Annotated in this window: 12 protein-coding genes; 4 read left to right on the top strand and 8 right to left on the bottom strand. The window is 42.6% G+C overall.

What is annotated here, in order from left to right; translation table 11 throughout:
• Positions 1 to 166: 166 nt before the first annotated feature.
• Positions 167 to 805: an LON peptidase substrate-binding domain-containing protein gene (locus BW980_RS15705; protein WP_076456110.1), complete on the bottom strand. Its 639-nt coding sequence runs from the start codon at positions 803 to 805 to the stop codon at positions 167 to 169.
• A gap of 166 nt (positions 806 to 971) precedes the next feature.
• Here BW980_RS15705 and lysA point away from each other — a divergent pair, with 166 nt between their 5' ends.
• The 3 genes from lysA (at position 972) to BW980_RS15690 (ending at position 5,520) form a co-directional block, all read left to right on the top strand.
• Positions 972 to 2,213 carry a diaminopimelate decarboxylase gene (gene lysA / locus BW980_RS15700; RefSeq protein WP_076456109.1) on the top strand — a complete coding sequence of 414 codons (1,242 nt, stop codon included), beginning with the start codon at positions 972 to 974 and terminating at the stop codon, positions 2,211 to 2,213.
• Positions 2,214 to 2,273: 60 nt separating this feature from the next.
• The gene (locus BW980_RS15695; protein ID WP_076456108.1) at positions 2,274 to 2,798 is read left to right on the top strand and encodes a thioredoxin family protein; all 525 of its coding nucleotides are present in this window, start codon (positions 2,274 to 2,276) and stop codon (positions 2,796 to 2,798) included.
• Positions 2,799 to 2,952: 154 nt separating this feature from the next.
• Positions 2,953 to 5,520: a M1 family metallopeptidase gene (locus BW980_RS15690; RefSeq protein WP_076456107.1), complete on the top strand. Its 2,568-nt coding sequence runs from the start codon at positions 2,953 to 2,955 to the stop codon at positions 5,518 to 5,520.
• Positions 5,521 to 5,552: 32 nt separating this feature from the next.
• On the opposite strand, the gene guaB is transcribed toward BW980_RS15690, so the two are convergent.
• The 5 genes from guaB to BW980_RS15665 form a co-directional block, all read right to left on the bottom strand.
• Positions 5,553 to 7,025 carry an IMP dehydrogenase gene (gene guaB, locus BW980_RS15685; RefSeq protein WP_013994203.1) on the bottom strand — a complete coding sequence of 491 codons (1,473 nt, stop codon included), beginning with the start codon at positions 7,023 to 7,025 and terminating at the stop codon, positions 5,553 to 5,555.
• A gap of 209 nt (positions 7,026 to 7,234) precedes the next feature.
• Complete coding sequence (locus BW980_RS15680) at positions 7,235 to 9,709, bottom strand: TonB-dependent receptor domain-containing protein (RefSeq protein WP_076456106.1); 2,475 nt, start codon at positions 9,707 to 9,709, stop codon at positions 7,235 to 7,237.
• Positions 9,690 to 11,057 carry an HTTM domain-containing protein gene (locus BW980_RS15675; RefSeq protein WP_076456105.1) on the bottom strand — a complete coding sequence of 456 codons (1,368 nt, stop codon included), beginning with the start codon at positions 11,055 to 11,057 and terminating at the stop codon, positions 9,690 to 9,692. The genes BW980_RS15680 and BW980_RS15675 overlap by 20 nt, the downstream gene beginning before the upstream one ends.
• Positions 11,058 to 11,060: 3 nt before the next feature.
• Positions 11,061 to 12,197, bottom strand: a complete 1,137-nt coding sequence (locus BW980_RS15670) for an imelysin family protein (RefSeq protein WP_076456104.1) — start codon at positions 12,195 to 12,197, stop codon at positions 11,061 to 11,063.
• Between the two features lie 114 nt (positions 12,198 to 12,311).
• Positions 12,312 to 13,535, bottom strand: coding sequence for a DUF4856 domain-containing protein (locus tag BW980_RS15665; protein ID WP_076456103.1), 1,224 nt, complete (start codon positions 13,533 to 13,535; stop codon positions 12,312 to 12,314).
• Between the two features lie 316 nt (positions 13,536 to 13,851).
• Between BW980_RS15665 and BW980_RS22865 the strand changes: the two genes are divergently transcribed.
• A complete protein-coding gene (locus BW980_RS22865; RefSeq protein ID WP_245800068.1) occupies positions 13,852 to 13,998 on the top strand; it encodes a hypothetical protein in 147 nt (48 codons plus the stop codon).
• A 215-nt stretch (positions 13,999 to 14,213) separates the two neighbouring features.
• On the opposite strand, the gene BW980_RS15655 is transcribed toward BW980_RS22865, so the two are convergent.
• Both BW980_RS15655 and BW980_RS15650 read right to left on the bottom strand, forming a co-directional pair.
• The gene (locus BW980_RS15655) at positions 14,214 to 15,080 is read right to left on the bottom strand and encodes a hydroxymethylglutaryl-CoA lyase (protein ID WP_076456102.1); all 867 of its coding nucleotides are present in this window, start codon (positions 15,078 to 15,080) and stop codon (positions 14,214 to 14,216) included.
• A 58-nt stretch (positions 15,081 to 15,138) separates the two neighbouring features.
• Positions 15,139 to 15,765 (bottom strand): LysE family translocator, encoded by a 627-nt coding sequence (locus tag BW980_RS15650; protein ID WP_076456101.1) that lies wholly within the window; start codon positions 15,763 to 15,765, stop codon positions 15,139 to 15,141.
• Positions 15,766 to 15,775: the final 10 nt, after the last annotated feature.

Here is a 15,775-nt window from a genome sequence, read left to right as displayed (position 1 = left end):
TTTAGATTCGAAAGCAAAAATAGCAAACCCACGGCATTTAGACTAATGAATTATAGAGTTAGTTGCTTAACAATTTTTGAAGTCCTTAAGGAGTCAAATAAAATTCAGGCTTAGAACGAAGCAAAACGCTTTGTTCAACTTCTTGAATTTCACTTTAAAGCCCTAATTACAAATTGAAGTCCTTAAAATCCAATGGGTCGAAATTCTTGAAGTTCCCGTTCATTTCAATAGTTTTCTTCGTACGGTTCACCTCGTTTAACATAGCGATTGTAGACTCCAAATGCGATTGCATAAAAAGCATGCGGTCACTTTCCCTTGGCATTTGCAAAAGCTCGTACTCTTGCTCGAACGAGAGTCCCATTTTATGCACCAACACATAACTGTTGAACTTCTCGAGGGGCAGGGGCGAATACGACACGCCCATAAGGTCGTACAATCGATATATTTGGTCCAGTACCGTTTTTTTCAATGTCTTATCGGCATCGTTAACACTGTCAAGAAATTCTACGGTACCACCAGCGTAGAGCTTGCCCGGCATCTGGTTCTCAAAGCTCAATATACGGAAGACTTGACGGCCGACACAGGTTACATCCATCTCCCCGTTGTCATAAGAGTTGACTATCTCCACCAATTGCACTTCGGTACCATAGGTCATACCATTATTGATATAAACCGGGATCCCAAAGGTCAAGGCTTCTTTCCTACAATCGGAAATGAGTTGTTTATACCGGTCTTCAAAAATATGCAGGGGTACGGTTTCCCCAGGAAAAAAAATGGATTGTAAAGGAAATAAAGGCAGTCTCATGATGCAAAATATTTAGGCTAAAAGTACAACTCAAATGAAGAATCACAAATAATAAAATTCAACACGTGTTTCAAAAATAACAATTTGTTGTATTTTTCATATTTGTGATTGTTTTTTTGCTCATAACGCTTAATCGGGTTAAATTCGCCCCAAATACTGAAGTATTATGAATCATACTGATTTGCTCAATATAGCAAAAACCTTTGGAGACCCCGTCTACGTTTACGATTCGGAAAAAATAATCTCTCAGTTTCAACGACTTACAAATGCCTTTGGAAGCGTAAAGAAACTAAAATTGAACTACGCGGCCAAAGCATTGTCCAATGTAGCCATACTCAAATTGATGAATAATCTGGGGAGCGGACTTGACACCGTTTCCATTCAAGAGGTTCAATTGGGCCTACTTGCGGGTTTCAAACCTGAATCGATAATTTTTACGCCCAATGGTGTTTCCTTGGAAGAGATCGAAGAAGCCTCCAAACTTGGTGTCCGTATCAACATAGACAACCTTTCTATCTTAGAGCAATTCGGCAGCAAACATCCTGATGTACCCGTTTGTATTCGAATCAACCCCCATGTGATGGCGGGCGGCAATTCAAATATTTCCGTGGGCCATATTGATTCCAAATTCGGTATCAGCATTCACCAGATTCCGCACTTATTGCGCATAGTAGAGGTGACCAAAATGAACATCAACGGTATTCACATGCACACCGGAAGCGATATTCTTGATATCGATGTATTTTTATACGCTTCCGAAATCTTGTTTGAAACCGCCAAAAACTTCAAGAATTTAGATTTTATAGACTTCGGTAGCGGTTTTAAAGTACCTTACAAAGAAGGCGATATCGAGACCAACGTAGAGGAATTGGGCAAAAAACTAGGTTCGCGCTTCAATGAATTCTGCAAAGAGTACGGCAAAGAATTGACACTTGCCTTTGAACCCGGTAAGTTCTTAGTAAGCGAAGCCGGTCATTTTCTGGCCAAGGTCAATGTCGTCAAGCAAACGACCTCAACGGTTTTCGCCAGTATAGATTCTGGGTTCAACCACTTGATCCGTCCAATGCTATATGGGGCTACGCACCGTATCATCAACATATCCAATCCTGCGGGCAGGGAGCGCTATTACTCTGTAGTAGGCTATATCTGTGAGACCGACACCTTTGCCAGTAACAGAAGGATCAACGAAATAAGTGAAGGCGACATTCTTTGTTTCAAAAATGCAGGTGCATATTGCTTTACCATGGCGAGCAACTATAACTCTAGATTCCGTCCGGCAGAAGTACTGTGGCACGAAGGCAAAGCGATCTTAATTCGGGAACGCGAAACCTTTGAAGACCTCGTCAAACACCAAATCGACGTTAAAGACCTATTCGTCAAGAAAAAGGAAAAGGCCCTGGCAAAATAAAGATCAGGTATTTTCGTTAGTTTTGGTATAGTTGTTGGACTAACCATTGAAAAAAGTAACATGAGAGTATCTGCCTTGAAAACCATCCTTTTTGTTTTTATGGGACTATCGGCCCTGACCCTGAGTGCCCAAGAAGTGCAATGGTTAAGCTGGAACGAGGCTGCCGAATTGGTGGCTACCGAAAAAAATCCCAAGAAAATATTTATCGATGTCTATACCGACTGGTGCGGTTGGTGCAAGAAGATGGATAAGGATACCTTTCAAAATTCAGAGGTCGCTGCCTATATGGCCGAGAACTTTTACATGGTCAAACTCGATGGCGAGGGCAAAGAGCCCATAGAGTTCAAGGGAAAGACCTACAAGTTCGTTCCCTCCGGAAGAAAAGGCTATCACGAATTTGCCGCTGCCCTAATGCAGGGACGGTTGAGTTATCCGACTACGATTTTCCTTGACGAGGAAATGAACATGCTTTCACCCGTACCCGGATATCAAAAACCCGAGCCTTTCTTAAATATTGCCAGATACTTTGGCGACAACATTTACAAAGAACAAGACTGGAAGACTTACGCCGGAGAAGGAAAGTAAAGTCCCTAACGATAAGATCATATATAACCCGATATCGCTTCAAACGATATCGGTTTTTTTATGTCTTAAAACTTAGATACCCTATCTACTTGTATTCGTTTTTACTTTTGAGTACTTTCATTTTCCCATAGCAAATCGCGAATTTCAAAAGTTCATGAAAATATTCTTTATCGCAGCCCTTACCGGCTTATTCCTCTTTTCGTGCAAAGAGCCCAAAAACCAGCCGCCCGAGTTGACAAATGGCGTTTCCTTAGAATTGGCGAATTACAGAAAAGACCAAGTTTCCGAGGTCGAATACCGCCTCGAGTTTCAAATTCCAGAAGAAAAGACAGTACCTATTGCCTCCAAACTCCTTCTGAGCTTGCAAATTTCAAATCTAGACACCCCTTTATATTTAGATTTCAAAGAAGAAAGCAAGCATTTAAAATCGATTCAAGCCAATGGGAAGACCATTGGGATCCTCCATCAAAAAGAGCACATCACCATACCCGCCAAACACCTCAAACTCGGTAAAAACAGCATAGAAATAGTATTTACGGCCGGCGAATCATCGCTGAACCGCAACGACGACTACCTATATACTCTTTTAGTACCTGATCGTGCCCGAACCCTCTTCCCGTGTTTCGACCAACCGAATATCAAGGCCACCTACTCCATGGAGATTACGGCACCCAAAGATTGGGCCGTGCTCTGCGGGGCTCCCGAAATAAAGAAAGAGGAAATCAACGGATTCAGCAAGCACTATTTTGGCCCGTCGGACCTAATGAGCACGTACCTCTTCTCTTTTGTGGCCGGCAAATTCGAAACCACCCGCCAAAATCCGGGTAAATTCGACATGACCCTATTATACAGGGAAACCGACGATGACAAGGTTGCCTACAGCGCCGATACGATCTTTCGTCTACACCAGCAATCCATATCCTTTTTAGAAGCCTATACCCATCACCCATTTCCCTTCCAAAAACTCGACTTTGCGGCCATTCCGGGGTTTCAATACGGCGGAATGGAGCATGTTGGCGCGATTCAATACAAAGAAGAAGCCCTATTTCTCGACACGACTTCCACAAAAAACCAAAAACTGCGACGACTAAAACTTATAGCGCACGAAACCAGCCATATGTGGTTCGGCGATCTGGTCACCATGAACTGGTTCAACGATGTTTGGATGAAGGAAGTCTTTGCCAATTTTATTGCCGACAAAATAGCGAATCCGGCCTTTCCTGACATCAACCACGACCTTTCATTTATGACTACCCATTACCCCAGGGCCTATAGCGAAGACCGGACCAAGGGCTCAAACCCAATTCGTCAAAAGCTCGACAACCTCAACAATGCAGGCTCATTATACGGAAGCATCATCTATAGCAAAGCCCCGATAATGATGCGGCAGCTAGAAGCCCTTATCGGGAAAGAGGCTTTTCAAGAGGGAATACAGGAATATATTACAACTTACAAAAACAGCAATGCCGAATGGAGCGACCTTGTACATATTCTTGACGGTAAATCGGACATAGACATTGAAGAATGGAGCGAAGTATGGGTCAACAGTCCTAGTCGCCCTATATTTCACGAACAAATTGTCTACGATGCCAACCAGAACATATCCTCCTTTGAAATAAGCCAGACCGCCGAAGACAACAGCTACCACGTATGGCCACAGACCTTTGAACTGACCTTGGTCTACAAAGACGGCTTACAAAAGGTTTTGGTCGATATGAACGGAAGTAGTATCAACCTTCCCGAAGCTATAGGCAAGCCGAAACCCATATCGATCATTTACAACTCCAATGGCATGGGCTATGGTGTTTTTCCTATCCACAACACAAAAAACGACCTCACAATCGAAGATGACGTCGCCCGTGGTTATATGTATATCAATACTTATGAAAACACTTTAAACGGAGCTCTCGCCCCTACAAGTTTACTGGATTTTTTCGGTCAAAAGTTAGTTAGCGAAAAAAATGAGCTATTGGTCAATTTACTATCCGGTTATACGACCACTATCTTCTGGAAGTACCTTAGCCCTGAAGAAAGAACAAGATACCAACCACGGCTTGCCAATCAACTTTGGGCACAACTGCAATCAGAACTTCCGGCCAACATTAAAAAAAGCCTGTTTTCGACTTTTAGCTCAGTGGCCTATTCCGAAGAATCGAAAGAACAATTGTACCAAGTTTGGCACAAAGACCTCCTCATACCCAATTTAAAGCTCAACCAAGACGATTATACAAAGATGGCAATGCGCTTGGCCCTATTCGGCCATTCCGATTCCCAGCGCATTCTAGAGCAGGCGGAAAAAGCCATCGACAATCCCGATAAACTGGCGGAGTTCAACTTCCTCCTCCCTTCCCTATCGAAAGACAAAACCGTTAGGAATCGATTTTTCAACTCCCTTAAAGACGAGGGGAACCGACAGAAGGAATCATGGGTCTTGCAGGCCTTGGCCTACCTCAACCACCCCTTGCGCGCAAAGGAAAGCCTTGTAAACCTAAGGGCGAGCCTTGATCTATTGGAAGAGATTCAAAAAACTGGGGATATTTTCTTTCCAAAAGGATGGCTCAGCAACACCATTGGCAAACAGACTTCTGCCGAGGCCTATACCATTTTAAAGGAATACTTAAATGACAACCCCGATTTAGAACCTACATTGTTGAGCAAGCTGATGCAAGCCTCGGACGATTTGCACCGGGTACAGTCACGAAATAAGAAAAAAGAAGAATAAAGTTGCGGGGAGCGACCGCCCCCCGCATAAGCTTACCTACTGTAATTAGGTGATTCTTTGGTAATGGTCACATCATGGGGATGGCTTTCGTTAATACCACTAGCGGTAATCTTAACGAAACGACCGTTTTCTTTCAAGGCATTGATATCCTTAGCCCCGCAATACCCCATACCGGCACGGAGACCACCTACAAATTGGTGGATACTTTCATAAAGTTCCCCTTTGTAAGGTACGCGGCCCACGATACCTTCTGGAACCAATTTTTTAATATCGTCTTCCACATCTTGAAAGTAACGGTCTTTGCTACCTTCTTTCATGGCTTCAACAGACCCCATACCTCGGTACGATTTAAATTTTCGACCTTCATAGATAATGGTTTCCCCTGGAGATTCTTTAGTTCCTGCCAATAGGGAACCTAACATTACCGTATCGGCACCAGCGGCGATAGCTTTTGGAATATCACCAGTATAACGGATGCCTCCATCGGCAATTACCGGAACACCGGAGCCTTTAATGGCGGCGGAAACTTCGAGTACAGCCGAAAATTGAGGAAAACCTACCCCTGCAACTACACGGGTGGTACAAATGGAACCAGGTCCGATACCCACTTTTACGGCATCTGCCCCAGCTTCAACCAAATATTTGGCAGCCTCGCCCGTAGCAATGTTACCTACAATAACATCAAGGTCAGGAAATTTCTTTTTTACTTCTTTTAAAACAGCCACCACACCTTTGGTATGGCCATGGGCCGTATCAATAACCACGGCATCAACGCCGGCATTTACCAATGCCTCCGCCCGATCGACCGCATCGGGGGTTACCCCTATGGCCGCCGCTACGCGCAACCTTCCATACGTATCTTTATTGGCGATAGGTTTCTGGGTAAGTTTTGTGATATCCCTAAACGTGATAAGTCCCACTAACTTATTGTCCTTATCGACTACCGGTAATTTTTCGATTTTATTTTCTTGAAGAATGTCTTCGGCCTGCTCCAATGAAGTACCCTCGCTCACCGTAACCAAATTTTTAGAGGTCATTACCTCGGAAATCGGACGGTCATTGTTTTTCTCAAAACGAAGGTCCCTATTGGTAACGATCCCGATCAGTTTGCCTTCATCGTCAACTATGGGAATACCACCGATACTATACTCTTTCATGTTCGCCTTGGCATCACGCACAAAAGAATTCAAGGGCAATGTAACCGGATCGATAATCATTCCACTTTCTGCACGCTTTACCTTGCGCACCTTTACCGCTTGTTGCTCGATGGTCATATTCTTATGTAACACCCCAATACCCCCTTCTTGGGCAATGGCAATGGCCATACGCGACTCGGTAACCGTATCCATGGCCGCCGAAACAACCGGGACATTGATCGTAATGTTACGCGTAAACTTGCTTTGAATATTTACCTCTCTAGGGAGGACTTCTGAAAAGGCGGGGACTAGGAGTACGTCATCATAAGTGAGACCTTCTCCAACGATTTTGTTTAGGTGGGCTTGCATAGCAATTAAAGATTTAATTGCGTGCAAATGTAGTGAAATTAATTTGTTATTCAGTCTATTGACCAAGGGGAATATGACTAAAACTATTTACTCGGAAATTGCCCACAGGCTTTGAGGTGATATCCCCATAAACAAAAATGATCTTACCTTTTTTCGTACCCACATCTTGAAAAGCCCCATAATCCCCCTTAAACCCCTTTGCAAGCACTCTACAATTTGAGCTGAAGCGTTGTATAAAATGTTCTCGGTTCGGATGGAATAATACCTGGCCCCGGGTAACCTGTAGCCCTTCGGGTAAAATATGAATTATCTAAAAGGTTATTGATACCCGCTTCCAACTTCCATTTTTTATAGGTGTACGAGAGCGAAAAATCCAAAATATCATAGGCAGGAATCACCCCTTCTATTCCTCTTTGGTTATCATTTACGTCTTGTGACGCATTGGTAGCATCGGTAAACTGATCGGCAAAATAAGTATACTGAAGGCTTCCCAAAAGATTATCATAACCAAAATTTAATCCCGTCTTAAGATTTACCTCAGGTATGAATTCCACTTCCTTGCCTTCTACATTGTTCCGTTCAGAAGAAAGGTATTCCGATTTAGTGATCGCCACATTGGCAAAGTAATTCAATTTCACTTTTTCCGATTGTGGAAAGAAGGTTTCCTTTAAGCTCCAGTTTGCAAAACTTTCGAGGCCATAAATAAACGCGGTTCCTATATTGCCTCTTGCCCGCAACAACCTTCCTGTTGAAACTTCTTCTCCAGCTGCGTTAACCTGCGTTTCCTCTTTCAATATCTCCCCTAGCCTATTATCATAATAAAGCCCATATAAGCTTACGTCATACGATAACATATCTTTAAATCTTCCCCTGGCACCAAAATCTGCGGTAAAGCCATCTTCATCTGAAATATTTGGATCGACTTGAAAAGAAGGATTCACCACCCGTATATCACTAAAAGTTACGGAACGGTAGTTTTGTGAAAAATTACCGTATAACTCCACACTAGGCGACAGCTTATATGTAGCCCCCAGTCCTAACAGAACAAAGGTTCTATCAAAAACCCTGTTATCTTCTACCGCTCTATTCAGTAATGGGTTACCTGCCAAATCTAAAGCAATCTCTTGGTAGCTACCTATACTTTCTGTTTTAATGTGTTCCAAACGAAACCCCGGTGTTACGGCCAATCTATCTGAAAGGTTGAAGATGTTCTCCCCGAACAAAGCCACATTGAAGTTCGGAAAATTGAACTGAGACTGTCTTTCATAGTTTGGAAAACTGGCATCGGCAAAATTAAAATCGGCATCGGCAGCCGCAGTGCCCGATCCTTGCCTTTGGTCATTATTGGTTTTATAAATTTTGGAACCTAATAAAAGAGCCGATTCGGTACCCGCCATTTTATATCTTGTCAACACCCTTGCTTCTGCACCCCAGTTGCTAAAATCATCGATCAACAATTCCCTTGGTTCAGTAATAATATCATCTTGGGAAACCCTATTGGTACGAAAACCCAAGGCCCTACGAGAGGCATTCAAACCGAAAACGTTGAGACTAAAATCTGTCTTTGGAGAAAAGGCGTGATCTAAACGAAACGAATATAGGCGCCAATCTACTTCGAACCAGTTTCTATCACGATTGCTAAACCTTGGATTTTCATAAAATTGGGCATCGGTCAGACCACCTGGTTGCTTCGCTAAATAGTGCAAGAACGTGGTCTCTAGGCTTACTTTGGTTTTATCGGAAATCTCGTAGCCCAAATGCGTAAAATAGTTCTTGCTGTTAAAATTTGAATTCGGCCGGAAGCCATTTCCATCTTTATAACTCAGATAGGTGTAATAACTGAATTTACCCACCGTACCCCCCAAACTATTGAAGCTTGTAAACAGATTGTACGAACCGACGGTCTGACGGGAAATGAGCTCTATTTCTTTGTTGGGATTTGGCTTTTTAAACTTAAAATTGATCAAGCCCCCAAATTGAGGGCCGTATTGCAAAGAAGCCGCACCACGTACTACTTGAATTTCCTCAAGCGCTTCCGCAGGTGGGGTATAATAACTTTCCGGGTAACCCAACACATCCGCACTAATATCATAACCGTTCTGGCGTGTATTGAAATTAGCCGTTCTATTAGGGTCCAATCCCCTACCTCCAATATTTAGCTGCAAACCGGCATCGCCATTATCATAAATATTCAAACCCACAACCTGGCTGTAGATTTGTCTGGCATTGTTGGCCGCAAGGTTTCCGGTAAGGCCCTCCATAAGCACGACCTCTGTTTTTTTACCGGCATAAATAGCGGTGCCTTCCACCTTTTTTAATTGCTTTAAAGCGAATATCTTTTCCCTTCTTTGGGTCAGAACCACCTCTGAAAGTTCCTGTGATTTTATACGTTGAAGTTGAACATTAAGATTAAAGGCGGAATCAAAGGTCAATTCCTTTTCATATATATCATATTCAAAAGCGAAGACTACTACGGTATACTTACCTCCGGAAATATCGGGAAATTCAAAATTACCATCGGCATCGGTAGTTTTTAGAAGTTGCACCTCTTTTAAATACACCTCTGCATCTTGAACTGGCTTCCCTTTTTTATCCGTTACCTTACCAGAAATCGTAATCTGCGAAAAGCCGGAAAACGAGGTTAAGAATACTATAAATACGATACTAAATTCCCTTAATTTCATCAGTAAAAGGTATTATCCAACTTTTATGTTCAAACGACTCCCGCTCTTGGGCAAGGTCTACTTTTGGGTCGATGTAGGTAGTACTTAACCTCCCGTTCAAGGCTACCCGGCAATCGACGAATATTTGCACATTTTTGTGTCCATCTTTTTCAAAATGCCTTTTCAGATAATGTGCGTATTCTAATATAAAATCAGGTTGAAAAGACATTTGTTTTTCTTGGAAGGGCGTCAAAAAATCGGAATTATCGACATAAAACCACCTCCCTGAATCTTTGCTCACCACCTTGAACTGGGCATAGCCCGATTTTTCCATAAGCATCACCCGCCAAGAGAAACGATATCCCTCTTCCGTCCAAAACAATTCTCCCGGATACGCTAGATAGCGCCAAGGCATCAACAATTGCACCGCAAAAAAGACAGCTATTACAACCAGTTTGGAATTCGTTTTTACATTCGAGGTCAAAACCAAGACCTGACCGTTGTCAAAGCGATTTTTGGGTATTCGGAAAAGACCACTAACATAGCTCAAGAGCTTATGATGGAAAGATGAATCGAAGAATATTAACGTAGAGACTATCATGACATATGGAAACATCCCAATAGGGAACAGCACCCGTGTCGTTACATGAAAGACTACCACCATTAAAAAGGCAAAAGGGCGTGTCTTTTTGTACAACAACAAGAATGGAATGGCCAAATCATAACCGGCGCCGAACCAGCTAAAAGCATATTGCACCCATTCTTCGTGCAAAAACTGTCCTAAAAGCGGGGTATCGAATTTAGAGGGCAACCAAATTTTCAAGGGCATGGCCTCAAAAAGCCAATCGGAGTTCAGCTTGGCCAATCCGGCATAAAAATAAACGATGCCCAACATGAGCTTGATACCATTGACCGTCCAAGCCGGAATCTTCTGAAAGGCTTTTTTAGGGTTTAGTTTCGCATCCAAAGAAAAGTAAGCATTGGCAGGCAAAAAAATCATTAGAAAGCTAAGCAGACTAATAAAGTAGTAGTGGTTGAGATAGGTGGTCTTATCCATCAACTCTATATAGGTAAAGCTGAGAAAAAACACAATAATCGCCATTCTATACTTATACCCCAGTGCTACAAAGATGGCCGAAAGTCCACAGATAATAAATATGAGGTAGGTATAGACACCCAAAGGTTTCACCCATTCAAAGCCATAATATGAGAAGAAGAATTTAGGCTGTATGTATAATTTTTCAATCCATCCGTAGCTCCAAAATCTTACAATACCCAGCAACATCATCACGCCAAATAAAATACGAAAGACCGCCAAAGGGGCGGCCTCTATAGGGGCTGATATATGTTTACCGAAAAAACCTTTCATTTTCTAGTCGCCATCGGCATCAACAAAATCTATACTAACGCTCATGGCCGAAACCATATCCACTTTGAACAAAGGAACGATGCGTTGTACCTCGTCATACGCCAAAAGCATATTTTTGGGCGGCACATTATCTTCAAGTTCTTGACGAAAAGGAGCCAAGGCTTCCACCTTAGTCTTAGCCAAGTCGAACTGTTCGTTGATTAGCTTTGTTAAATCTTCACCATCTTTCACCTCGTTCAGTGCATCCAAGTAAGACGCCAGGCTTTCGCCAGATGTCGTTTTTCCATAATGTACGCCATTGAAAAAATCGTGCACAGCTTCAAATCCCTCTATAAAAAGTTCGTTAGAAACATCGGCTTTGTAATAGGCCTCAACATTTTGGGGAAGTACACTTTCCGAAAAAGCACCTAAGGGAATTCCCATTTTACCAGCTCTCAAATATTTCTCAAAGTAAAAAATATAATCGTTGATAAACCGGTCTACCGATGCGGTCGCAGACGCACCGTCATTGGCCACAAAAGTATCCCTATATCCTGAATTCCATTCTGCAAGTACCCCGGATGTAAGACTTGACATATCGGCAATAATGGCTTCGGTATAAGCAATCAGGTTTTCTTTTTCAGCTCCATTATATTTTGCCACGATATCCGTATCGGTATCGCCCAAGCCGTTAATTAAGTAATCTAAAGCAGGGAAGCCTTTGGCATTTCTGTTGGAAGCAAGGCCAAGATCATAAGTTCCCGAGGTTACAAAACCGTCTATTTTAGGCCCATCAGTAGGATAAATGTTCATGTTTAAGCGTAAGCCAACCGTTTCGGCCGGACCTATCTCGAACATAGAAACCCTTTGCCACATTTTATAGGCGGATAACCATGAATCCCTAAAGGCTACAAGGTTGGTTTCGGTAGCATCGGCTTTGAATGTATCAAATGCTGTTTGCAAATCCGACATTTCACTAGAAAAAGCTTCATAGGAAGGTTTGATAATATTGTCGGCCCAGTTAGCCAACATGGGTCCCCGTTCAAAACTAACCGATTCAGGTTCCGGATCCACGTCATCCGATGAACCTCCTCCACTACTATCCGAGCTGCAGGCCCATATCATTGTGGCCACGGTAAATAGGGCAAAAAACCTCCTCATAGCTTATTTTTATTTATTCTAATTAAGCAAAAGTAAAAAAAGCAGCCTGTAATTAACTAACAGACACTGCTTTTTTTTTAAAAAACACTTAAATTTTAATCTTGGGCAACCCCATTAGTCAGCAGCCTGGGCTACGGTAAATCCGAAACGTTCGGCGATATCTTCCGAAATTTCATCTATGGTTTCCGCTTTTAAATCCCACAAGCCATTGGCTCCATCATCCATTAATTCTTCTAGAAGCTCATCAGATTCGGTTTTTGAAAAATACGGGGTGTCCGTACCCGGCTTTCGCGTAAAACGCAAACTATAGATAAACCCATAAGCTTCAGACAATGCGTGAAAAGCACTTGCGTAATTAGGTACCTCATCCGCTAAGGTCGCTTTTGCACGCTGCATATAAAATACTCCCCTAACAGCAGGCACTAATGATATTTTCTCTCGAATAATTTCAGCTTGGGCATCACGTACTTCATAATCTCCCGCTACAATGGCAGCACGCCCCAATTTAAAGGCTTGAAATATATCATCTGCTATTCCGGCGAAATCGGCATCTTCTTCAAGTTTCCCTATGTATTCGTTCAAAAAACTATCGGCTCCCAAATCGGCATTGGGATCAGAAGCATCGGCATTCAAGCCATACACATAACCATAGGCCTCATCCCATTTATGTTCCATATTGGTATAAGACTTGCCCTCCAATACCGTTTCGGCATCGTTATCGGCACGATTGGACGATTCATCCAATACCGCTGTACTCAAGTAGTTATTGAGCGCTTGATCGGTCATTAAAGCCCCTATCAGGCCTTTGGCGAACAATTGATTGTACTCAAGACCTTTTGCGCTTACATAGCGTATTTTTTCACCGTCGGCCAATTGACCTGCAATTCCCGCAGCCGCGCTAACATTCCAGTTTTCAAAAACTTCATTTACCTGAGCTTCTATCCATGACTCGAAATCGGCACGGATAAGGGCTTGGTCCGTCGTATTTGCATAAAAATAATCTACGGAGGCCGCCGTCTTACTCCGTAAACTTTTATCCGAAGCGTTTAACTCGGCATCCTCAAAATCGACCACACCTTCATCATGGGCGAACATGGACTTCAAACTTTCGGCCGTATTAGTTTCATCCAAAAAATTACCCAAAAGCTCTTGCGCCATTTTGATACGGGTGGTCTGACCACTGAAACTTACGGTAGACTCGCCATCGCGTTCAAAAGAATAACTAATGGGATTATCGATCGTAATGGTTTCGTCCATTCCTGACGCATCATCATCTGAACTACATGATGTAAGGACTATTGCCGAACTAAGGGCCAATGTAAACAGGGCTTTTTTCATTATAGGAGTAAGTGTTTATTTAGACTTGATTTAAATTGTGTGGCAAAGCTAATACATGAAGCTTGCCTGTGCAAAATAATTTTTATTTATTCTAAATAATAAGACCCTCATTGCCATTGCCGCTCCTAGGGGAATAAAATCGGGGATAAAAATTTGGGGTATTTCCATACTATTTATAATTAATCTAAATAAAAATACTATTTTTGATTCAGAATGTACAGGGCATAAATCCCTATTTAAAGGAGCGGATAGCTCTGATTAGCATAACCCATAATATAAAATTGTTCAACCCCAAATACCAAAAAAAAATCACACTATGGACGACATTACCCCCATATACCACAACCCCTTTGGCGTTGCATTTCAATGGAAAAGAAACACGATAAAAGACATCAGGAAGATACAGATCGTCTTTAGGGATACAGGTCTGCTATTAACCGAAAAAGAACTCGTACAGTTATAAAAGAACATTGAGTGTACGATGAACAGCAATGCCCTATGCTAGGATTGCCAACAACATGAAACCTGTAGGTCGCTACTTTTAGACACTCCGGCACCACAGATTACCTTAGCCATGAACCTACAAGAATTGAACGCCGTGCACGACTTGGTGGAAGGCACCCTATTTCAACTTAATTTGGATAGTTATCTGAACCGAATGTGTGGAGGAAACAAAAACTAGTGGTACTGCGAAAACAACTCGGTAGCCTTATTGTATGCAGCTTCAAAAACCATCCAATTGACTCCGCTATCTACCTTTTCCGCCGTAAAATACGAAAGCATCTTCTCGGTAGGCATGTTTCCGGTAAGTTCATCTTTGGCCATCGGGCAACCTCCGAACCCTTGAACCGCCCCGTCGAACCTACGGCAACCCGATCTATAGGCGGCATCTACCTTTTCATGCCACCGGGTCGGTGTAGTGTGCAAATGGGCACCAAATTCAATATCGGGATACTTGGGAATCAAATTTGAGAACAGGTAGTTGATAACCTCTGGGGTAGACGAACCTACGGTATCGGAAAGCGAGAGTATCTTAGCCCCCATGGCACTTAATTTTTCGGTCCAATCCCCTACGATGTCCACATCCCACGGATCTCCATATGGATTACCAAAACCCATTGATATATACGTCACCACTTCTTTTCCCGAGGCGTCGGCTATATTTAATATTTCTTGAAGTATTCCCACCGACTGATCTATGGTTTTATGCGTATTACGCATCTGAAAATTCTCCGATATGGAAAAAGGATATCCCAAATACTGAATTTCGGGATGCTGCGATGCTTCTTGGGCCCCTCTAACATTAGCCACAATACTCAACAATTTACTCTGGGTCTTCGACAAGTCCAATTGCGACAATACCTCTGCGGTATCTACCATTTGAGGAATGGCCTTAGGGGATACAAAACTCCCAAAATCTATAGTATCGAAACCACACCCCAGCAAAGCCTGAATGTACTTTACCTTTTCACCGGTAGGAATAAAAGGTTTGATGCCTTGCATGGCATCCCTAGGACATTCGATTACCTTCACCTTTTCCATCATGTGCTTACATTTCTTATGAGGCAGCAGAAACCACTCATAAAACTAATCAAAATTAGCATTATTTATCCGATACCAGAATATAGACCGCAATGCCAACAAAGACAATGATTTGAAGCCATTTTAGATAAATTCCCATTTTGGGGTTCGATGTAAAATACGACGAAATACTCCCCGAAAGCACCGCTATTAGGCTGAAAATTATAAAGGAAACGAACATAAAGACCAGCCCTAGCACGTAGAACTGAACTACAGTACTCATGTCATCGCTAAAGAGAAAACCAGGAAAGAAGGCCAAAAAGAAAATAGCAACCTTGGGGTTTAATACATTCATGATAAACCCCTGCCGAAATAGCTCCCAGAGCCCTTTTTTAGGTACCGAACCTTCGGTCAAACTTAACGAGCCACTACTTTTAAACACCTTGTACGCCAGATAAAAGAGGTAAATGCCCCCCAACAATTTAATTCCAAAAAAGAGGGTGTCACTTTCCTTGATCACCATTGACACCCCAAAGGCCAATAAACTCGTATGCACCAGACAACCCGACATGAGTCCCGCCGTAGTAGCCAATCCGTGTTTTTTACCATTGACCAGACTTTGCATCAATACATAGATATTATCAGGGCCCGGCGAAATGGACAAGGCCATGGTGGCCAGCATAAAAGTATAGAGTGTTTCGTAATTCATTTTTAAAATA

It is taken from the genome of Zobellia uliginosa (genome assembly GCF_900156625.1).
GTDB lineage: Bacteria > Bacteroidota > Bacteroidia > Flavobacteriales > Flavobacteriaceae > Zobellia > Zobellia uliginosa.
Note: the sequence above shows the minus strand (reverse complement) of the source record. Positions and strands in the feature narration are given on the sequence as shown.